Here is an 18078-nt window from a genome sequence, read left to right as displayed (position 1 = left end):
GGACCGCTTCATGGCAAGCTGTCCGGCTCAGGGCCTAAAGACCGGCGATAGGTTTGGAAATGAGGCACATCTCCTCCGATCCCAGCTCCTGGGTGCGAACGAGAACAGCGAAGACGCCATCCACGGCAAGGCGAAGCGCCGTCTCGACGGGCGCGCCTTTGGCGAGATGCGCGGCCACGAGACCGGTCAGGAGATCGCCGGTGCCACAAGGGTGAATCGGCAGCCGCGGCGTGGCCAAGCGCCAAAGCTGGCCATCCGCACAGAGAATCGTCTCGACGTTGCCCGGGGCTGTATCGGCGAGGGTGCATCCCGTGGCAATGACGCCTACCCGTCCGTAAGCGGCCATCCCGGCGCTCGCAGCAAGCAGACCGGACGCATCACGCGCCTTTGTGCCGCTGAGCAGCTCCAGTTCGAACTGATTGGGCGTCGTCAGCGACGCCGCCGGCACCAGCCGGTCCCGAAACACCTCCAGGAGGCCATCGGCGACAAAGATGCCGACACCGTCGTCGCCAATGACCGGATCGCAGAGATAGAGCAGCTTCGGATTTCGCCGCAGCGCCCGCGCGACGAAATCGGCGACGACAGCGCCGACGGCCGGCGACCCCAGATATCCGGTGATGAGAACGGTGGCCCGCTCGACCAGGCCGCGCTCCTCGACGCCGCGCAGCAGATCGGACACGAGCTCCGCATCCAGAACGCGCCCGCGCACGGTGGGATAACGCGGATGGTTCGACAGCAGCGTGGTGGGAACCGCGGCCACGGTCACGCCTTCCGCCTGCATGGGATAGACGGCGGCACTGTTGCCGACGTGGCCGTGAACCACCTGGCTTTGAATCGAGATGACAAGCATTTTTCGTCCCTGCGGCAACCGACCTGCAACGATAGTCCAAAAGCGACCGAGCCACCATCCGCGCGGGCCCCGCGCGAAAATCAATTCATCCCCGGTCAAACCACACGGGAACGCGTTCGCGACAATGCCGCTGCGCGGAGAATCCTTCTCCAGACAGCGCGCCGGCTTGGCGCAGGCGGATCGCCCCCCCGGATATCGCGCTTCGCGCTGATCCGGGCTACGTTCGCGCTCGCCAGGGACGCCGCGTTGAGCCTGCCATGGCTGGCCGCCATCCAGAACACGACATCCGCCGCGCTGACCATGCTGTCTCCGGTGCGGGTCGCGGTCGGCTGCGCCCTGGTCGGAAAACCCAATCTGGAACGCGCGGCTTATCTGCAGGCGTGGCCGCTCGGTGCCGTGCCGCTCGCCGTCCTCGCGACCGCGGCGGCACTGCTGCTTGTGTGGCATTGAGGCGCCACGCGCGTGTTGCGACAGCAGTCACGCTTCCGTCTCCTCAGCAACAATACGATCGAGATTCTGGTTGAGCCGCCGCAGCAGTTTCAGCAGTGTCGCGGTTTCCGTTGCGCTGAAGCCAACGAGGGCCTTGTCGCGGTCGCGGTGCAGCGCGGCGCGGGCGGCCGGCAGTTTGGCCAGCGCCGCCTTGGTCAGCGACACCAGATGGCTGCGGCCATCGTCCGGATCGGGCGTGCGGCGGATCCAGCCGTCGCGCTCCATCCGCGCCAGGATCTGGGCCATCGACGGCTGCTCGATCTTGATCGCGCGCGCCAGATCCCGTTGCGACATCGCCGAGCCGTCGCGCAGCAGGTAGAGCACCGGCAATTGCCCGATGCTGAAGCCGAACGGCTTCACCCGCCGCTCGCCAAGCCGCAGGAAGGCACGCGAGGCCATGTTGACCAGCGGTGCGGGGTGATCGAACGGCTCGGGGTCGGTCATAAAGTTGCCATTTGCATAGGTGCCTATGTTTATTATATAGGACCCTATATAAATCACCGATGAGGCCCCTGTCCATGACGCATCCACCCCGCATTGCCATTGTCGGCGCCGGCCCCGGCGGGCTGACGCTGGCCCGCCTGCTGTTTGTCGCCGGCCTCGACGCCACCGTGTTCGAACGCGAGGCCCATGCGCTGGAGCGGCCGCAGGGCGGCACACTGGACCTGCATGTGCAGACCGGACAGCTGGCGCTTGAGCGCGCCGGCCTCACCGCGGAGTTCCTGCGGATCGCGCGTTACGACGACCAGGGCACCCGGCTCTACGACAGCCAGGGGCAGCTGCTGCTCGCCCACGACGAGGCCAGCGGCGGCGACCGGCCGGAGGTCGACCGCACCGCGCTGCGGGAGATCCTGCTGGCATCGCTGCCGGCGGCGTCGGTTCGCTGGGGCCACACCCTGCGCGACGTGTCTGCGCGCGACGACGGCACTTACGATCTGTCGTTCGACGACGGCACCCGTGCGGGGCCATTCGATCTCGTGGTCGGCGCCGACGGCGCCTGGTCGCGGGTGCGGCCGCTGGTCTCGCGGTATCAGCCGCAATACAGCGGATTGACCTTCGTCGAGTTCGGCATCGACGATGTGGATGCGCGCCATCCGGCGCTGTCAGCGCTGGTCGGACGCGGCAAGATCGGCATCGAGGGCCAGGGGCGCGGCCTGATTGTGCAACGCAACGGCCATGCCCATTTGCGCGGCTATGCTTTTTTCCGCGTGCCCGCGGACTGGGCGGCGCAGCGCTTCGACTTCGCCACTCCGGCCACGGCGCGCGCGCAGCTCGCCGCCGAATACGACGGCTGGGCCGAGGGCCTGATCGACCTGATCCGTGCCGGCAATGACGCGATCGCGGCCCGGCCGATCCATGCGCTGCCGGTCGGCCATCACTGGCCCAATCGCATCGGCATCACGCTGATCGGCGACGCCGCACACCTGATGTCGCCATTCGGCGGCGAAGGCGTCAACGCCGCGATGCTCGACGCCGCCGAACTGGCGCGCCATCTCAGCGAAAGCAGCGACTGGCGCGAAGCTGTGAAGACCTTCGAGGAGGAAATGTTCTCCCGGGTGGTCGAGCCGGCAACAGGCGCGGCCGAAGCGGCGGCGACCGAATTGTCCCATGTCAGCCTGGAGCTGTCGCTGGCGCATTACCGGGCGTACATGACCGCGCAAGGCGAGAGTGCGTCGCGGCCGCAGTAGGTGCGAAGGCCTCTGTAGTCTTACTGCGTCAGATCTCCTCATGGTGAGGAGCGCGGCACGCGCGTCTCGAGGCGATGCTACGCATCGGTTTTCGGTGCCTTGAGGCGGCCGTTCGCCGCGATCAGTATCCGCGTGCCCACCAGTAGCAGAAGCGCTCGACATTGGCGGGCAGGCTGGTCTCATAGTTCGCCCATTTTTCGTATTTCGGCAGCTTGACCTCCTTCATCGCGGTGTCGAAACACTTGCCGGCGTCCGCCGCCTTTTTCACTTCCGCCGAGAGATCCTCCATATAGGCGATGTCGTCCTGGACATCCTTCTTGGTGCCGTAGCGTCCGCCCGCATAGGGATGGCCGGTGAGCATCCGGTCCCAGTCCAGCGCGGCAAGCTTCTTCAGCGAATCGACATAGTCCACCGGCGAGGCATTGTCGGGAATGTTGCGAAACTGCACCGCCTCGATCGGCGCAAAGTCGACCACGAACACCAGCTTCTCCTTCGGCAGCCGCATCACCACCGAATTGTCCGAATGGTTGCGGCCGACATAGATCAGCTCCAGCGTGGTGCCGCCGAGCGTGATGGTTTTCTTGCCGTCGAACACCTGGTCGGGCATCACCTCATCAGGCAGCAGCGCGTTCTGCTTTTTCAATTCGAGCAGGCGTTCGCGGGCGCGCCGGTGCGCGATGAAGATCGCGCCGAGATCCTTGAACGGCTTGCCGCCGGCGATGTGATCATAATGGTGATGGCTGTAGATGACGTATTTGATCGGCTTGTCGGTGACGGCCTTGATGGCGTCGATATAGGGCTTGGCCGGGCGCAAGTAGGAAATTGGATCGGTGGCGATGACGCCCTGCGGTGTCACGATGAACATCGATTGATGGCCGCCGTAGCGGAAAAGGTAGACATTGTCGGTGCCCTCCACCTTTTTGGTCGACACCGGCGGGGCGTTTTGTGCCGTTGCCGCCCCGACACCAAAAATCAGAACCGCGACAACGACAATGGCATTCAAGGTCTTCATCGATGGCCTCCCCTGACAATCAAGTCCGTTGCTGCAGGAGGGTCGGTGAAAAACATTCCGCGCTCAATCGAAATTTTTCGTCCGCCGGGCGGGAATAAACGCCGGCCCGGGACAATGTCCGGTCGCCCCTGCCGCGCTGCAGCGCGTTTCGCCAGCCATTCGGCGCAACGCCGTCACAGGGCGGATATCTGGTCCTCGAGAAGAATCCGCGCCTCCTGTCGCAACGTGGCGAGCCGGCCGGTCTTGTCCATCAGCAGGATGCCGAAGACGGTGGTCACGAGCAGGACGGACCGGCGCTCGGCCAGCTTCTGGGCGCAGCGGCGGTCGTCGATCAGGGCCTGGGCGACGAGATCGAACACCGCCTTGAGGGCTGCGTTGAGTTCACGATCAAGGTCGCGTCCGAGACCGACACGCGCGGCGCCCGACTTGAGATAGAACCCCAGTTCAAACTCCGCCGTGCGCTCTTCGTAATAATGCAGGATCGCGCGCAGCATCCGCGCGGTGCTGTCGGTTTTTGCCGCCGCGGGCCGCGCCCGTTGCATGGTCTCGCGCAATTCCGCCAGCGACTGGCGCAAGATGTCGCCGTAAACCTCTTCCTTGCTGGCGTATTGCGCGTAGATCGCGCCGGTGGTGCTGCCGGCGGCTTTCGCGATTTCGCGCAGGGTGGTCTCCGCAAGCCCCCGCCTGAGAAAGACTTCCCGGGCGGCATCCCGGATCAGTTGACGCTTGAAGGCGTCGACCGCCGCTTTCCTTGGTGTGTTCCTTGGTGCGTTCCTTGGCGTGCCGCTTGTGACGTCTGCGTTCCCCATCGCGCCTGACCCATCAGATGTCGCTGTTCATCCCGGCGGCCACGAGCGCTCGCCCGAGAGCGGTTGAAAATAGTGCTCGACAATTTATAACAACGATTGATAACAATGTTATCAGAATATAACAATATATTAAAAAGAGCCCATCTGGAGGAAGACGGGTGCTGCAACCGGCACGTCGTCGTCAAACAACAAGGAGACCGGGACATGACCGTTCGGATCGAGAAATCCGGTGCCGTGACCACGATCATCAACGATCGCATCGAAGCCCGGAACGCCGGCGATCCGGAAACGGCGGATGCGCTTGTCGATGCTTTCCTGGCCTTCGACGCCGACCCTGACGCCCGCGTTGCGGTGTTCTGGGGCGCGGGCGGCGCCTTCTGCGCCGGCTGGGATCTGAAATACGCAGCCACGCTCGCCGACCGCGATCGTTTCCAATCCGACATCGTCGAAGGGCTCGCCTTCCCGCAGGGATCGGCCCCCGCGCCACGCGGGCCTCTCGGCCCCTCGCGGCTGGAATTATCCAAACCCGTGATCGGCGCGATCGAGGGACCGGCAGTCGCCGGCGGCATGGAGCTTGCGCTGTGGTGCGACGTGCGCGTGATGGCCGCAACAGCCTATTTCGGCGTCTACTGCAGACGATGGGGCATTCCGCTGCTCGACGGCGGCACCGTGCGGCTGCCACGCCTGGTTGGCGTCGGGCGCGCGATGGAGATCATCCTGACCGGCCGCAAGGTCGACGCCGACGAAGCCTTGCGGATCGGGCTTTGCGAAAAGGTGGTGCCGACCGGCGGCGCCCGGGCTGCCGCGGAGGAGATGGCGCAGCTGATCGCGTCATTCCCGCAGGCCGCCGTCCATGCAGATCGCCGCAACGTCTATGAGACCCATGGTCTCGGCATCCGGGACGCCCTGAAGCGTGAATGGGCCAATGGACTGGAGGCGCATCACAAGGAAGGCGCGGCAGGCGCGGCCCGGTTTGCCCGCGGCCAGGGCCGGCATGGGTCGTTCACGGACATCGCGTGAGGACGCGTCTGCGTCACGGCCGCGTGTCCTCGCCAGTTGGCCCTCGCCCCTCGCGAACGAACAGCATGCAGACCGCTCCCAGCAAGGGACCCGCGGCCAGCGTCACGAATGCCGTGGGGAACGACGTGGTTGCCTGATACACCAGACCGACAACGACAGGCACGACCACACTGCCCAACTGCCACAGCGCGGCGGTCACGCCGGTTGCGGCCCCCGCTCGCCGCAGGCCCGCGACCTCCGCGACCATTGCCCCCATCAAGGGGCTGTAGACGAACGCGGCGACGCCCAGCAGCGGAGCGGCAAGCCTGAACTGGAATTCGCTCGTCAGTGTTCCGAACACGAGCAGCAGCGCACAGAAGCCGAGCAGGCAGACGATGATCGGGATTTTTCGAATCCCGCCGGACCAGTCGGAGATCAGGCCGACCAGCGGCTTGCCCGCGATCGCACCAGCCCCGACCAATGCAACGATGAAGCCCGCGCTGACCGGGGAAAGGCTATGGCCGCGGATCATCAGCGCATTGGCCCAGAATGCAAAGCCCCAGGTCCCCCAGAACGCACCAAACCCGGCCAAAGCGAGACACATCAGATCGCGATTGTCGAACAGAGCTTTGAGATCCGGAGGCGCTGTCGCCGCGCAAACCCGGGTATTCGGACTGTCCCGCAGCATCGCAAAAGACACCAGGCCGATCAGCACGGTGACGATCCCGAGGATCTGATACACCGCACTCCATGACATGGCCTGCAGCACGGTCGGCACAATGGCATTGGTCACGAGAACACCGAGCGACGACGCCGTCAGGAACAGCCCCATGGCAAAGCCGCGGCTGCGTTTTCCGAACCAGGCCGTAATCAGCTTGACGCATGCCGAATAGTCGGCGTCGGCCGCAAGACCCATCAGGGCCTGGAGCACGAGTCCGATGGCCACCGACGTGGAGAAGCTGAAGAGAAATGTGAAGACGCCGAGCGGGATAATGGCGCCGGCCAGCATTGCTCGCGGTCGCTGCCGAAACCGCCGACGAAGTTCGCAATGACGTATCCGACATAGAACGCCGTGACGAAGATCCCAAGTGCCGCGACAGGCATGCCCAGCGTCTGCCCCACCGGGATCGACACGTTCCCCCATGCCAGCCGGTCAACGAAGCTGATGAGAAACGTCAACCAGGCGAGCGCGAGGATGATCCACCTGTAGCCGCCGAGTTCGACATCGTCATCCGAGTGGACGGCCGCGACCCCGCCGGCCTTCAAGGCCTCCATCATCATCCCTCCCTGAGCTGTTCATGACCTGTCGCCCTGTGGATTGTCCTCCACATTGTGCGCGGGCCGGCGATTACATGTCGGTGCCGAGATAGACCCCGTTGCGCACGAGCGCCGCCTGGAGCGCACCGATATCGATGCTTCGGCACTCGCCGTTACCGCCGGCAACCATCGCCGCGGCCGTGCCGGCCGCCTCGCCCATGACAAAACAGGCGCCTGAGACCCGGGCTGCAGACTGCCCGCCATGGGTCATCGATGCACAGCGGCCGGCCATCAACAGGTTGTCGACCTTCTGCGGCAGCAGCATCCGGAATGGCAGATGATTAAAGCCGCGGCTGCCGGGAATATCGGGCCAGCGGAAAATGATGTCGCCGGCCACGTGATCCTCCACGGGCCAGCCGTTCACGCCGATGGTGTCGGCAAAACTCGAACACTGGAGCACATCGTCTTCGCTGAGCTGGTAATCGCCGACGATCCGGCGTGTCTCGCGAATCCCCAGTTGCGGCGGCAGGTCGACGATATAGGCGTCGGCGAACGCCGGCACGGACTGTCGCAGAAATTCGAAGGTCTCCCTGACCTGGCGACGGCCTTCGATCTCGCCATAACTGAGCTGATCGGCATCGGTGCCGTCGACCGCAGTGCCGTCCGCGTTGGCGACCTGCGTGATATTCGCGCGCCACTCGATCTCATGATGTTGCGGACGAATGATCGGCGTCTTCCGCGGAAACCTCCTTCCGGTTTCGCGCGTCGCCTGTTCCATCATCCCGGCGATCGGCTCCCATGCCTTCGCCGCCGCTGCGGTCCGCGCGACATCGTTGATGCGGAACATGGTCGAGGGAAACATCATCGATCCGGCGCCGTCACCGAGTTCATAGGGTGCGCCCGCCCATGCGGCGAGATCGCCGTCGCCGGAGGCGTCGATGAAGACGCGGCTGCGAATCGCGCGGCGCCCGGACTTGGTTTCGACGAACAACGCATCGATCGTCGAGCCGGTGCTCATCAGGACGCCGGCGCCGACCGCATGAAACAGGATTTTCACTTCGGCATCGAGCAACAGCTGATCCGCGGCGATCTTGTAGGCCGCGGTATCGTAGGCCTGCGCCTGGATCTTGCCGAAAATCGTATGCGGCGCCTTCAGGCCGTCAAGACGTGCCAGCCCCTCGAGCAGATCGTCGGCGATGCCGTGGACCACCTGACTGATGTCGCCGAAGCGATTGGCGTGCAGTCCGCAGAAATTGGTGACACCTGCCGCGGTGCCCATGCCGCCGAGAAAGCCATAACGCTCGATCAGCAGGGTCGCGGCGCCCGCTCTGCCGGCGGCGACGGCGGCCGCGATGCCGGCGGGCCCGCCGCCGAGCACCACGACATCGAATTCGCCATAGACCGGCACGTGCCGCGCCGGTTCTTCGATCATGTTGATCCGCATGATGCGTCTCCCGCCCTCATCTGTTGCTTGATCCGACTATGAATTTGCTCAAGTTGGAGTACAATCAGCCAAATCATGCGATCAGTTTTCTCGAATCGAGAAAAGTGGGATGGACGTCCTCGTCAACCTTCAGGCTTTTCTAGCCACCGCCGATGCCGGCGGTTTCTCCGCCGCCGCACGCAAACTCAACGTATCGACCTCGGTCATGACCAAGCGGGTCACGCAACTGGAGCAGCGCATCGGCGCACGGCTGTTTCATCGCTCGACGCGTCAACTTCGCCTCACGCAGGCGGGCCAGCAGTATGTGCATCGCGCCCGCGGCGTGGTCGCCGACGCGACCGATCTTCTTGCACGCATGGGAGAGAAGGATCGCGATCTCGCGGACCATTTGCGCGTCAAGGCGCCGACCTCACTGACGGTGGCACGGCTCGCCGAACCGTTCAGCCGGTTCCAGGCGCAAAATCCGAGGTTGAAGCTCGAGATCGTGCTGATCGACCGACCCGTCGATCCCGTCGCCGAGGGATTCGATATCGCGATCAGCGCCTTTCCGCATTCCTTCGGCGGCGTCATCGACGAACCGCTGTGCAAGCTTCCGAGGCTGCTGTGCGCGTCACCGAGCTATCTTCGCAAGCACGGCACACCCGATCATCCGCGCGACCTTCTGAAGTACCGCTGCCTGAGCTTTCTTCCAACCGGACCCGAGTGGATATTCGACGGACCGCGCGGCCGCATCACCGTTCAGGTGCGGCCGATCCTCAGCTCCAACGAGGGACAGGTGTTGGCGCGAAGCGCTATCGTCGGCAACGGCATCGTTTTGACATCCCGGTATCTCGTGGAGGACGCGTTGCGAACCGGAGCGTTGCGCCCGCTCCTGCAGGATTTTCCCATCCCCGAACTCTGGATCAAGGCGGCCGTGCCCGAGCGCCGGATCAGCGCAGCCGCCGTCCAGGCGATGCTGCGCATGCTCAAAACGACGTTGGCAACCTGACGATCCGTCGCCGACGAGGCGGGATGCCGCTCACATCGGCGGGTTGAGACCGTCCTTGCCGTAGGTGATGCGCGCGGTCTGCAGGTGGCCGTCGGGCAATTTCCTGGCGGCGCCGATAAACACACGGATGCCGGGCTTGATGTCGGCGCGATCGCCGGTGGTGTAGGTGACGACCGCGGTCTCCGGAGTCACCAGCACCTTCTTCTCGCCGCCCTTGTATGTCACCGACAGCATCTGGCCGTCGACGCCGGCGATGGTTTCGGACTTGTCGACATTGGCGTTGGTCATCTTGCTCTGCGGCTTGAGGTCCCAGTCATAGTGGCCCTCGCCGGTGCCGCGCATCGATTCCGGGAAGATGTGAACTTCGACCGCTTTCTGGGTGCCGTCGGCCTGGGGCATGCCGGTGGCGCCCACGAACATGCCGGGCTTGATGTCGGCCATGGTCGATTTCACGATCGCCACAAACAGCGGGTGATCGGTCAGTGTCAAAACCGCCTCCGCGCCCTCGCGGGTCTTGATCACGATATCCGCCCCATCGATCCGCTCCACCGTGCCGCGCACGCGAACGGTGTCTTGCGCCGGAGTTTGGGTCTGCGCCTGGGCTGATGTCGCGATGGAGATTGCACCGAACATGAGACCGGCAAGTGTGCGATGGATGATTTTGTTCATGATTTTTCTCCGCAAGCCGGATGAGCCCCGGCACCATCGAGAAACACCACAACATCGCGCGCTATTCCCGGCCGATCTGTGGCCCGCTCCGATCGGGCCGTCCAGAGGATTTGGTGGGAACAACTGATTTATTTGTTGAGACCTACTGATTTCAAACTAGGCTGGTTCCATCTGACGAGACGAGGAGACAACACGCGTGAGCCGGACGCTCAATTTCCAGTTCGAGGAGTTGCCGCTGGTGATGGAAGGCGGCTTCGCGGCAGGCGACGTCACGGGCTCCGCCGAGATTGCCTATCACCGCGATGGCGAATGGACGATCCGCGGCATCGCGCTGGACGGCGCGCGGCGGCTGTCGCACTCAGCGCACGACATCGCCATGGCCGCACGCAGCGGATATCCCCTGCCCCCATTCGAACGCAGGCCCGTCATGCTGGATGAGGGCGACACGCTGTATCTGCGCATCTATCACCGGCTGGAGCATGACTGGCGCGACCGCGTGCAGGACGCGGTGATCGAACAGCTCGCCGCGGATCACGAGAGCGGTCCCGATACCCGCGCCGATCATCGCCGCCGGTTGCAGGCGGGATAGACGAGCGATCGGGGGCATGTAGGTTATTTATTCATTCGGCTTTGCCGCAGCCGCGCTTCGGTCGCATGTAGCATAAGCAGGGCTGCAAGATCCTCAACCACCTCAGCGAGCGTCCCTGGCTTGACGGCGACATCCCTTAGAAAACCTGCCCACTGCTGCTGCTTGCTCTGGTCGGCGGCAAAAGCGGAGGTGAGGGCGTCGGGTCGCTCGACCGGAATTGTGGTGTTGCGGCGTGCGAAAGTCGCGGCAATCGCCCTCGCCAATCTATCTCTATCAAGATCATACGATCGTGCCAAAATCCAGATATCGTAAAAATCCTTCATTCGGGTGTTGGCGCGTCCAAGCACCACCATCGCCTGGAATTTTTCAGCGATGACGGTTTCATATGAATAGGCGCGAAGGCGTGGCTTGGGTTGATCCAGCAGCACCGACAATTCGATCTCGATGAGGCCGGGCTCGATAGCATCACCAAAGCCGATATCAATAAGCACCCTCACCTTGGCGCCGTCCACCGTGGCGATGGTTTTGATCCGTAGGCCACCGTACTCCGCGGCTTCGCGAATCCGATCAACAGACATTCCGTCGATATCAAAGGTGACCGCGTCATCAACCTTGATCGCGCAAAGGTCGCGGAACACTTTCACGATTGTATCGGGATCGGAATCGCCGAATCCAAGCAGGTCAAGATCCCGCGTCGGACGATATGGGTCGTCCATCCAGTTCATCATGAGCATCGCGCCCTTGAGGACGAAACGCTCCCGGTATTTGCTTGTGCTCAGCCGATACAGAAGTCGTTCCAGCGCGTAACGCGTCAGCAGCAGATCGAAAGGCTGCTCGCGTTCGTTCGCCAGCTTGAGCAGACGCGCCCTGACGGATGCGCCAACATTTTTGAGCGACTTACGCATCCACGGTCAACACTTCCAGGCGAGGCTGAACGACCTTGTCCCAAACTCCCGCCTCCATCGCAAATTGTGCGATCTCGGCGGGCGTAGCCTTTCGAAGTCGCAGGGCTTCTTTCATGCCTTGAACGGCGTCGGTAAGGCCTGACTGCGAATCATACCAAACCTTTTGACGCTGACCGTGCCGGAAAAGATCGACGATGGTCTTGGCAGGCGAATAAATGCGAACCGGCACGCGCTCGATGACGTGTGTTTGAACTCCCCTGTCGAACACCTTCGGTCCAAACCGAACGGTCTGGATTCGAGGACGCACGATTTTGGGGCGCCAATCCCTGGCGCCGATACCCACCCACACAGACGCCGGAATACGATCTGTCAGTCCATGAAAGGCAAGTGCGGAGTCGAGGCAGATTACACCGTTTGGTACGAGCTTCGCGGCGACTGCAAGCGAGTGATCGGCATCGAGCTGAGCATCGGGAAGCTGATAGAGGCCTCGGCTCAGCTGCATGACAATCCCTTTCTGCTCCATACGAGAGATGGTTGCGGCCGTGATGTCCTGCTCAAGAAATTCAGACAGCCGCGCCATGCCCTGCTCGTGAAGGAGCGCGATCGCGCGGTCTTCCTGACGAAGCGGTGTTTTTTTCATATCCTGAATATGATACAAAACCTTGAATATATCAATGAGTATATCAATGTTTTATATCATAACCGCGAAGCCGCGAAAAAAGATACCTCTGTCGCCGCGGACGTGACAGGCACGCCTCCGACGCATGCACGGAGCGCCGATTCCGCTTTGACGCGCAACCTGCTGACGCAGGTGCAGTACATCTGCGACGATTTCGACCACAAATGTTATGCTGGCACCGACGGTGATCCCTGTCGCGTCAGCTTCACCAGCCACACCGTACGCGGCACGCTGTCGTGAAAGTTCTGCTGTCGTGAAAGTCCTAGAGTACGCGCATCGGCTTGATCGTTTCGCCGTCCGCAGTGATGGTGTCCAAGCCCCGGGCGCAGACGTCGCGCCCATCGGCCTTGGAGACCATCAATGCTGCGACTGCTGGGCCGGACCTCGTCGATCAATGTCCGCAAGGTGCTGTGGACACTCGCCGAGCTGAATGTGCCGTTCGACCACGAGGCGGACTGGGCGACGCCGGAACGGCCGGCCACCTCGCCCGAGTTTCTCGCGCTCAATCCCAACGGCCTCGTGCCCGTGCTGATCGACGCGCACGGCGTGCTCACGGAATCCAACACCATCTGCCGCTATCTCGCAGCACGGCACAGTCGCACCGACCTGCTGCCGCGTGCGCCGGAGCAGCGCGCACGCATCGAGATGTGGATGGACTGGCAGGCGACCGAGCTCAACCCGGCCTGGCGCGCGGCCTTTCTCGGACTGGTGCGACGGGATCCAGCGTTCGATCCGGCCGCCATCGAGGCCAGCAGCACCGCGTGGAGCGCGAAGATGCACATCCTCGACCGGCAGCTTGCGACCACGCAGGCCTATGTCGCGGGTGATATGTTCACCGTTGCCGACATCGTGTTGGGGCTCTCGGTGCATCGCTATTTCGCCACGCCGCTGGCACACGCCGCCCTGCCCGCGGTGCGCGGTTATGTGACGCGGCTGAACGAACGCGACGGTTTTCGCCGGCTGGCGTCGGCGCAATACCCGTAAGACGCCGCAATCACCGGCTCGCTTCCGGTTACCCCGCAACCATTTACCGCTGCCCATCAAACAGGCCCGCGCACCGGGCGCCCAAGAGTTTCGCAGGATTACATAGATTCCCTGATCTTGCCCCGATTCGGCCACCGATCGGTAAGGTTCCAGTCCTGTTTTGAACCTGTTCCCCCATTCGAATGACTACCAAACAGGACGCAGGCGCTGACACGCTCAACCACATTAACGCTGTCGGATGGAACCTTCGTTCTCGCAGGGAATTGAGATGCGTTAGCCCTATGGCTGCCTTGCGGGAATGGTCTTGCGTACTGATCTCAGGATCGAGGGAGAGAGCCGCGAGGTTTGATCTCTTCTCACGTCGTCGTGAAGTCGTTCAGTCAACAGTGTTGCAGTCAATCGTGTTGCCATAAGTCCCTAGCCAAGCTGGTGTGTGATGCCCTTCGTTCGTTACTTTGTCGGTGTTGGCGGCGCGTTGCTCGCCTTGCTGTTCATCGTGAACATCTACCTGCCGAAGCCCGCTGAACTGCCGCCGCAGCAGCAGAGGGTCGGCGTCGACAAATCGACCATCCGGATCACATCCACCCAGAAGGGCCCCGAGCGGGTCGAAATCGACACCAGCCTGCCGACCATCGTGCCGGCGACGGATGTCGCGCTTGCTCAGAGCCGCCCGCTCAACACCGCCGCAGCCCAAAGCGCGACACAGGTTTCGTCGCGCGAGGCCTTCGCGCAGATGGACGTGCCCGCCAAGCCCGCGATCGCGGCCGCGCCGCCGAGGAAGACCAAGCCGAAGATTGCGCGCACCGAGAGCCAGCGGCAATACGCACAGCAGCCGATGCCGACCCGTGTCGTCATGGCACAGCGCCAGCCGTCGTTCTTTGGCGGCCTGTTCGGCACCTGGTAACCGGCACCAATCTTTTCCCGATGCAGACGTGATCTATCGGTGTGCGCGTGCCACTTGCGTTGCGGCGCGCGACATGTTGCCCGCACGCGTGCAGTTTTAATCAAACACGTGCGATGGTGCGGCGCGGCTGCCCGGTTCCCGGTAGGCCGGCGTTAGCTACGCCGAAAACCGCCTGACAGCAGCAACACCGCATTAAGATTCACCATGCGAGCGTGCCCCGATCAGGAGAACGCTCATGGTCCGCTTCCGTCGCGAACCCGGCCACATGCCTCTCCCGCTGCTTGCCGCGGGCTTCGTCGCGCTGGCCTGCGTCGCCATCCTGGTGCTGAGCGGCTGGCGAGAATGGGAATCTCGCAGCGCCGCCCTGAGCAATGCCGAAACCGACATGGCAAATCTCGCGCGCTCGCTGACGCAGCACGTCGACGACACCTTCGAGATCGCCGACAACACGCTGACGGTGCTGGTCAACCAGCTCGAGCTCGAAGGCGCGGGACCCGCGGCGATGGCCAAGGTCCAGATATTTCTCAAGCGGCGCAATCCATCAAGCCGCGTGCGCGGCGTCTTCGTCTATGACGACAGCGGCCGCTGGCTCGCCACCACCGAACAGGTCGACAACATCGCGGCGCTGAACAACAGCGACCGCGATTACTTCAAGGCGCACCGCGCCTCGGCGGCGCGCGGCACCCTGATCGGCCGCCCGGTGAACAGCCGGTCCGGCGGCCAGTGGATCGTCACCGCGTCGCGCCGCTTCAACCATCCCGACGGCAGCTTCGCGGGCGTCGCGCTTGTCACCATCGATGTCGACTACTTCGCGCAATTCTACCGGCAGTTCGACATCGGGCCGAACGGCTCGGTGGCGCTGCTGTCAGCCGACGGCATTATTCTGGCCCGCAGCGCCGACAATGGCAGCTATGTCGGCCGCGACATGTCCGGGACGCCGCTGTTCCGCGACCTGAAGAGCCGGGCCGCTGCGGGCACCTACTATTTCACCTCGTCGCTCGACGGGCTCAAACGATTGAGCTTCTACCGGCTGAGCAGCCGCTACCCGATCATGGTGCTGGCGACGCAGGCCGAGGGCGACGTGCTGGCAAGCTGGCGACGCGAGGCACTGACCCACCTCGCGGTAGACGCGACCCTCGTGATGCTGATCGCGCTGACCGGTTTCGTGCTGGTGCGCCAGTTGCTGCAGCGGCAGCAGATGGCCGTGGCTCTCAGCGCCAAGGAAGCCGATTTCCGCCTGCTGGCCGAGCAGTCCAGCGACATGGTGATGCGCATCGGCCTCGAGGAGACCATTCTCTATGCCTCGCCATCCTGCGCACGGGTGATCGGCTGGGAGCCGGCGCAACTGACCGGCACGCCGGCACTCGGTGGCGTCAATGCCGCAGACCTGCCTCGCGTGCGCGGCACGGTCTCCGAACTGAAGAGCGGCGCCTTCGAAGAGGCGCGCGTCATCTATCGGACCCGCCACCGCGAAAAGGGCGAAATCTGGATCGAGAGCGCGCTGCGCGTCACCCGCGCCGCCGACACCGGCATCGTGAACGGCGTGGTCGCGATCTCGCGCGACATGACCGAGCACAAGGATCTGGAGGACAAGCTCGCGGCACTCGCAACCCTCGACGGCCTGACCGGCATCGCCAACCGCCGCCACCTCGACGAGCGGCTGGCGGAGGAATGGGCGCGAGCGCGGCGCGAGGGCACGGCGCTGTCGCTGCTGATGATCGATATCGACCATTTCAAGTCGTTCAACGATCAGTACGGCCATCAGGCCGGCGACGATTGCCTGCGGGCGGTGGCGCGGGTGCTTCAAGCCCATGCCCGGCGGCCGGGCGATCTTGCCGCCCGTTATGGCGGCGAGGAATTCGTGCTGCTGATGCCCGGCACCGAGGCGGACGGCTGCGTGCTGGTCGGTGACGACATCCGCGAAGCATTGCACGCGCTGGCGATTCCGCACGCCAAGAACCTGCCGGCGCGCCGCGTTTCCGCGAGCCTCGGCGGCGCCACCAACATGCCTGCGGCCAGCACCGAGTGCGCATCGCTGATCGAGGCCGCCGACCGCGCGCTCTACGCAGCCAAGGACCAGGGCCGCAACCGTATGGTGATGTCCGGGCAGGTCATCGCATGGCCGGGCTCGCGCAGCGCGTGAGACTTACCGTCCCTCCGCTTTGGCCGCCGCCTCGCGCAGGGCGGCCGGTTCGAACACACACTTGCGCCAGTCGGTGCTCGGGCAATCGGCGGGCCAGCCGCCGCCGAGCGCCATGAACAGCGCCGCCGTGTCCGCCAACCGGGTGGCCTCCGCCTGCACGCGTGCGATGGACGCATTGAAATAGGTCTGCTGCGCGGTCAGCACGGTAACCTGATTGATCTGCCCGAGCACGAGTTGCTTCTGGACGATGTCGAGACTTGCCTTGGCGGCGGTCTCGGCCTTGATCGCGGCCTGCACCCCGCGCGCATCCGCCTGCAAGGCCCGCAGTGCATCGGCAACGTTCTGCATCGCCGTGATCACCGCCTGGCGATACAGCGCATCGGCCTGTTCCAGCGCGGCCTCCGCGGCCTTCTGCTTGTGATAGAGCGTGAGACCGTCGAACACCGTCTGCGTGGCGCTGGCGGCAACGGTGTAGAACGCGGTGCCCGGCGTGAACATCGCCGCGAACGACGCCGCGCTCACGCCGGGATTGGCCGACAGCGTGATGTTCGGCAGCCGTGCCGCAATCGCGACCCCGACCAGCGCGCTCGCCGAATGCAGGTTGGCTTCGGCCGCCCGCACGTCCGGACGCTGCCGCACCATGGTGCTGGGAAGGCTCACGGGCAGGTTCGCGGGCAGACGAAGACTGGCGAGATCGAATGTCTGCAGAATTTCGTCGGCGGAGACGCGGCCGGCAAGCGCGGTCAGAAGATTGCGCTGCACGGCGAGCTGCTTCTGCAGCGGCGGCAGCGTCTGTTCGGCCTGGGCGAGCGTGGCCTGCTGGGTCAGCACGTCGACCTCGGCGGCCTGGCCGGCGGCGTGCTGGCTCTTCAATATGCCGAGGATATCGCGCCCGATCTTGACGATACGCTGCGCAGCGGCGATCTGCCCACGCAGCGAGGCCTCCTGAACCGCGGCCGTCACCACATTGGCGGTCAGCGTCAGATATGCGGCCTCCAGCTGAAACTGCTGCTGCTCCGTCACCGCATCGAGGCTTTCGACATTGCGGCGGTTCTGGCCCCAGACATCCGGCACGAAGCTGACGGTGAGCTGCGCGGTGTGCAGAGTGAAGCGATCCGGCGACTGGCTGGGGGTGGTGGCAAACTGCTGGTCGGCCCCAGTGTAGCCTGCGCCCAGTTGCGGCAGAAACAGACCGCGCTGCGCGAGCGCGTTGTAGTGCGCGACCTTGATCGCCGCCTCCGCTGCCTGCAGCGACGGATTCTGCTCGACCGACATCCGGATCAGATCGTTCAGTGGACGCGAGCGGAACGCGCTCCACCAGCGGCTGGCGATATCAGCACCATCGGCAAAACGCTGCGGCGCGATGGCCGGTCCATCCGCTGCCACCATCGGTGAGGCCAGCGGTTCGCGGGTGTAACGGCTCACCTCCGGCGCCGCGGGCGTGACAAAGTCCAGCCCGACCGCACAGCCCGTGAGCAGCAAGCATAGCGCTGTCGCACCGAAGAAACGCATGCGTAAAACGATTGTCGGAGCCACCGAGCTGTTCCCTCCCCATTTACGGGGAAGGGATAGGGAGGGGGGTGATCGTGACTCGGCAGCGGATTGGGGCAGTTGCCGAATGCGCGTCTTCTCGGGCTCAGAAGACTGGATACCCCCCTCCCCGCCCCTC

20 protein-coding genes are annotated in these 18078 nt (G+C 64.0%); 9 read left to right on the top strand and 11 right to left on the bottom strand.

What is annotated here, in order from left to right; all coding sequences use genetic code 11:
* Positions 1-34: 34 nt before the first annotated feature.
* Complete coding sequence (gene pdxY / locus RS897_RS20370) at positions 35-850, bottom strand: pyridoxal kinase (RefSeq protein ID WP_315838296.1); 816 nt, start codon at positions 848-850, stop codon at positions 35-37.
* A gap of 246 nt (positions 851-1096) precedes the next feature.
* Between pdxY and RS897_RS20365 the strand changes: the two genes are divergently transcribed.
* Entirely contained in the window at positions 1097-1300 is a 204-nt protein-coding gene (locus tag RS897_RS20365) for a hypothetical protein (protein WP_315838295.1), read from the top strand.
* A 27-nt stretch (positions 1301-1327) separates the two neighbouring features.
* Here RS897_RS20365 and RS897_RS20360 read toward each other — a convergent pair whose 3' ends face one another.
* Entirely contained in the window at positions 1328-1783 is a 456-nt protein-coding gene (locus RS897_RS20360) for a MarR family winged helix-turn-helix transcriptional regulator (RefSeq protein ID WP_315838294.1), read from the bottom strand.
* Positions 1784-1857: 74 nt separating this feature from the next.
* Here RS897_RS20360 and RS897_RS20355 point away from each other — a divergent pair, with 74 nt between their 5' ends.
* On the top strand, positions 1858-3027 hold the full coding sequence (locus RS897_RS20355) for an FAD-dependent oxidoreductase (RefSeq protein WP_315838293.1): 1170 nt from the start codon (positions 1858-1860) through the stop codon (positions 3025-3027).
* A 121-nt stretch (positions 3028-3148) separates the two neighbouring features.
* Here the strand turns inward: RS897_RS20355 and RS897_RS20350 are convergent, their stop codons facing one another.
* Complete coding sequence (locus RS897_RS20350) at positions 3149-4039, bottom strand: MBL fold metallo-hydrolase (RefSeq protein ID WP_315838292.1); 891 nt, start codon at positions 4037-4039, stop codon at positions 3149-3151.
* Between the two features lie 173 nt (positions 4040-4212).
* On the bottom strand, positions 4213-4848 hold the full coding sequence (locus RS897_RS20345) for a TetR/AcrR family transcriptional regulator (RefSeq protein WP_315838291.1): 636 nt from the start codon (positions 4846-4848) through the stop codon (positions 4213-4215).
* A 204-nt stretch (positions 4849-5052) separates the two neighbouring features.
* Here RS897_RS20345 and RS897_RS20340 point away from each other — a divergent pair, with 204 nt between their 5' ends.
* Positions 5053-5868: a crotonase/enoyl-CoA hydratase family protein gene (locus RS897_RS20340; protein ID WP_315838290.1), complete on the top strand. Its 816-nt coding sequence runs from the start codon at positions 5053-5055 to the stop codon at positions 5866-5868.
* Positions 5869-5881: 13 nt separating this feature from the next.
* On the opposite strand, the gene RS897_RS20335 is transcribed toward RS897_RS20340, so the two are convergent.
* From RS897_RS20335 to RS897_RS20325, 3 genes are all read right to left on the bottom strand, one after another.
* A complete protein-coding gene (locus RS897_RS20335) occupies positions 5882-6856 on the bottom strand; it encodes an MFS transporter (protein WP_315838289.1) in 975 nt (324 codons plus the stop codon).
* Entirely contained in the window at positions 6763-7122 is a 360-nt protein-coding gene (locus RS897_RS20330; protein WP_315838288.1) for a hypothetical protein, read from the bottom strand. The genes RS897_RS20335 and RS897_RS20330 overlap by 94 nt, the downstream gene beginning before the upstream one ends.
* A gap of 73 nt (positions 7123-7195) precedes the next feature.
* Positions 7196-8548 carry an FAD-dependent oxidoreductase gene (locus RS897_RS20325; RefSeq protein ID WP_315838287.1) on the bottom strand — a complete coding sequence of 451 codons (1353 nt, stop codon included), beginning with the start codon at positions 8546-8548 and terminating at the stop codon, positions 7196-7198.
* A 109-nt stretch (positions 8549-8657) separates the two neighbouring features.
* Here RS897_RS20325 and RS897_RS20320 point away from each other — a divergent pair, with 109 nt between their 5' ends.
* Positions 8658-9536 carry a LysR family transcriptional regulator gene (locus tag RS897_RS20320; RefSeq protein ID WP_315838286.1) on the top strand — a complete coding sequence of 293 codons (879 nt, stop codon included), beginning with the start codon at positions 8658-8660 and terminating at the stop codon, positions 9534-9536.
* Between the two features lie 30 nt (positions 9537-9566).
* On the opposite strand, the gene RS897_RS20315 is transcribed toward RS897_RS20320, so the two are convergent.
* Positions 9567-10205 (bottom strand): hypothetical protein, encoded by a 639-nt coding sequence (locus RS897_RS20315; protein WP_315838285.1) that lies wholly within the window; start codon positions 10203-10205, stop codon positions 9567-9569.
* Between the two features lie 196 nt (positions 10206-10401).
* Here RS897_RS20315 and RS897_RS20310 point away from each other — a divergent pair, with 196 nt between their 5' ends.
* The gene (locus tag RS897_RS20310; RefSeq protein WP_315838284.1) at positions 10402-10794 is read left to right on the top strand and encodes a hypothetical protein; all 393 of its coding nucleotides are present in this window, start codon (positions 10402-10404) and stop codon (positions 10792-10794) included.
* Positions 10795-10817: 23 nt separating this feature from the next.
* On the opposite strand, the gene RS897_RS20305 is transcribed toward RS897_RS20310, so the two are convergent.
* Both RS897_RS20305 and RS897_RS20300 read right to left on the bottom strand, forming a co-directional pair.
* Positions 10818-11699 (bottom strand): nucleotidyl transferase AbiEii/AbiGii toxin family protein, encoded by an 882-nt coding sequence (locus RS897_RS20305; protein WP_315838283.1) that lies wholly within the window; start codon positions 11697-11699, stop codon positions 10818-10820.
* A complete protein-coding gene (locus tag RS897_RS20300; RefSeq protein WP_315838282.1) occupies positions 11692-12279 on the bottom strand; it encodes a type IV toxin-antitoxin system AbiEi family antitoxin domain-containing protein in 588 nt (195 codons plus the stop codon). The genes RS897_RS20305 and RS897_RS20300 overlap by 8 nt, the downstream gene beginning before the upstream one ends.
* A 9-nt stretch (positions 12280-12288) precedes the next feature.
* Between RS897_RS20300 and RS897_RS20295 the strand changes: the two genes are divergently transcribed.
* The 4 genes from RS897_RS20295 (at position 12289) to RS897_RS20280 (ending at position 16409) form a co-directional block, all read left to right on the top strand.
* Positions 12289-12618 (top strand): hypothetical protein, encoded by a 330-nt coding sequence (locus RS897_RS20295; RefSeq protein WP_315838281.1) that lies wholly within the window; start codon positions 12289-12291, stop codon positions 12616-12618.
* Positions 12619-12738: 120 nt separating this feature from the next.
* Positions 12739-13362 carry a glutathione S-transferase family protein gene (locus RS897_RS20290; protein ID WP_315838280.1) on the top strand — a complete coding sequence of 208 codons (624 nt, stop codon included), beginning with the start codon at positions 12739-12741 and terminating at the stop codon, positions 13360-13362.
* A 436-nt stretch (positions 13363-13798) separates the two neighbouring features.
* On the top strand, positions 13799-14266 hold the full coding sequence (locus RS897_RS20285; RefSeq protein WP_315838279.1) for a hypothetical protein: 468 nt from the start codon (positions 13799-13801) through the stop codon (positions 14264-14266).
* 235 nt (positions 14267-14501) lie between these two features.
* Positions 14502-16409, top strand: coding sequence for a diguanylate cyclase (locus RS897_RS20280; RefSeq protein WP_315838278.1), 1908 nt, complete (start codon positions 14502-14504; stop codon positions 16407-16409).
* Positions 16410-16412: 3 nt separating this feature from the next.
* On the opposite strand, the gene RS897_RS20275 is transcribed toward RS897_RS20280, so the two are convergent.
* Positions 16413-17921 (bottom strand): efflux transporter outer membrane subunit, encoded by a 1509-nt coding sequence (locus RS897_RS20275; protein WP_315838702.1) that lies wholly within the window; start codon positions 17919-17921, stop codon positions 16413-16415.
* Between the last annotated feature and the right edge of the window lie 157 nt (positions 17922-18078).

The sequence above is a fragment of the Bradyrhizobium prioriisuperbiae genome, from assembly GCF_032397745.1.
In the GTDB taxonomy this organism is placed as follows: Bacteria; Pseudomonadota; Alphaproteobacteria; order Rhizobiales; family Xanthobacteraceae; genus Bradyrhizobium_A; species Bradyrhizobium_A prioriisuperbiae.
The sequence above is the reverse complement of the archived record's forward strand: the minus strand, read 5'-3'. Positions and strand labels throughout refer to the sequence as shown.

Excerpts from the sequence above, each read along its gene's own strand:
- pdxY (WP_315838296.1), bottom strand. The coding sequence starts at position 850 with ATGCTTGTCATCTCGATTCAAAGCCAGGTGGTTCACGGCCACGTCGGC.
- RS897_RS20360 (WP_315838294.1), bottom strand. The coding sequence starts at position 1,783 with ATGACCGACCCCGAGCCGTTCGATCACCCCGCACCGCTGGTCAACATG.
- RS897_RS20355 (WP_315838293.1), top strand. The coding sequence starts at position 1,858 with ATGACGCATCCACCCCGCATTGCCATTGTCGGCGCCGGCCCCGGCGGG.
- RS897_RS20350 (WP_315838292.1), bottom strand. The coding sequence starts at position 4,039 with ATGAAGACCTTGAATGCCATTGTCGTTGTCGCGGTTCTGATTTTTGGT.
- RS897_RS20345 (WP_315838291.1), bottom strand. The coding sequence starts at position 4,848 with ATGGGGAACGCAGACGTCACAAGCGGCACGCCAAGGAACGCACCAAGG.
- RS897_RS20340 (WP_315838290.1), top strand. The coding sequence starts at position 5,053 with ATGACCGTTCGGATCGAGAAATCCGGTGCCGTGACCACGATCATCAAC.
- RS897_RS20335 (WP_315838289.1), bottom strand. The coding sequence starts at position 6,856 with ATGCTGGCCGGCGCCATTATCCCGCTCGGCGTCTTCACATTTCTCTTC.
- RS897_RS20330 (WP_315838288.1), bottom strand. The coding sequence starts at position 7,122 with ATGGAGGCCTTGAAGGCCGGCGGGGTCGCGGCCGTCCACTCGGATGAC.
- RS897_RS20325 (WP_315838287.1), bottom strand. The coding sequence starts at position 8,548 with ATGCGGATCAACATGATCGAAGAACCGGCGCGGCACGTGCCGGTCTAT.
- RS897_RS20320 (WP_315838286.1), top strand. The coding sequence starts at position 8,658 with ATGGACGTCCTCGTCAACCTTCAGGCTTTTCTAGCCACCGCCGATGCC.
- RS897_RS20315 (WP_315838285.1), bottom strand. The coding sequence starts at position 10,205 with ATGAACAAAATCATCCATCGCACACTTGCCGGTCTCATGTTCGGTGCA.
- RS897_RS20305 (WP_315838283.1), bottom strand. The coding sequence starts at position 11,699 with ATGCGTAAGTCGCTCAAAAATGTTGGCGCATCCGTCAGGGCGCGTCTG.
- RS897_RS20300 (WP_315838282.1), bottom strand. The coding sequence starts at position 12,279 with ATGGCGCGGCTGTCTGAATTTCTTGAGCAGGACATCACGGCCGCAACC.
- RS897_RS20290 (WP_315838280.1), top strand. The coding sequence starts at position 12,739 with ATGCTGCGACTGCTGGGCCGGACCTCGTCGATCAATGTCCGCAAGGTG.
- RS897_RS20285 (WP_315838279.1), top strand. The coding sequence starts at position 13,799 with ATGCCCTTCGTTCGTTACTTTGTCGGTGTTGGCGGCGCGTTGCTCGCC.
- RS897_RS20280 (WP_315838278.1), top strand. The coding sequence starts at position 14,502 with ATGGTCCGCTTCCGTCGCGAACCCGGCCACATGCCTCTCCCGCTGCTT.
- RS897_RS20275 (WP_315838702.1), bottom strand. The coding sequence starts at position 17,921 with ATGCGTTTCTTCGGTGCGACAGCGCTATGCTTGCTGCTCACGGGCTGT.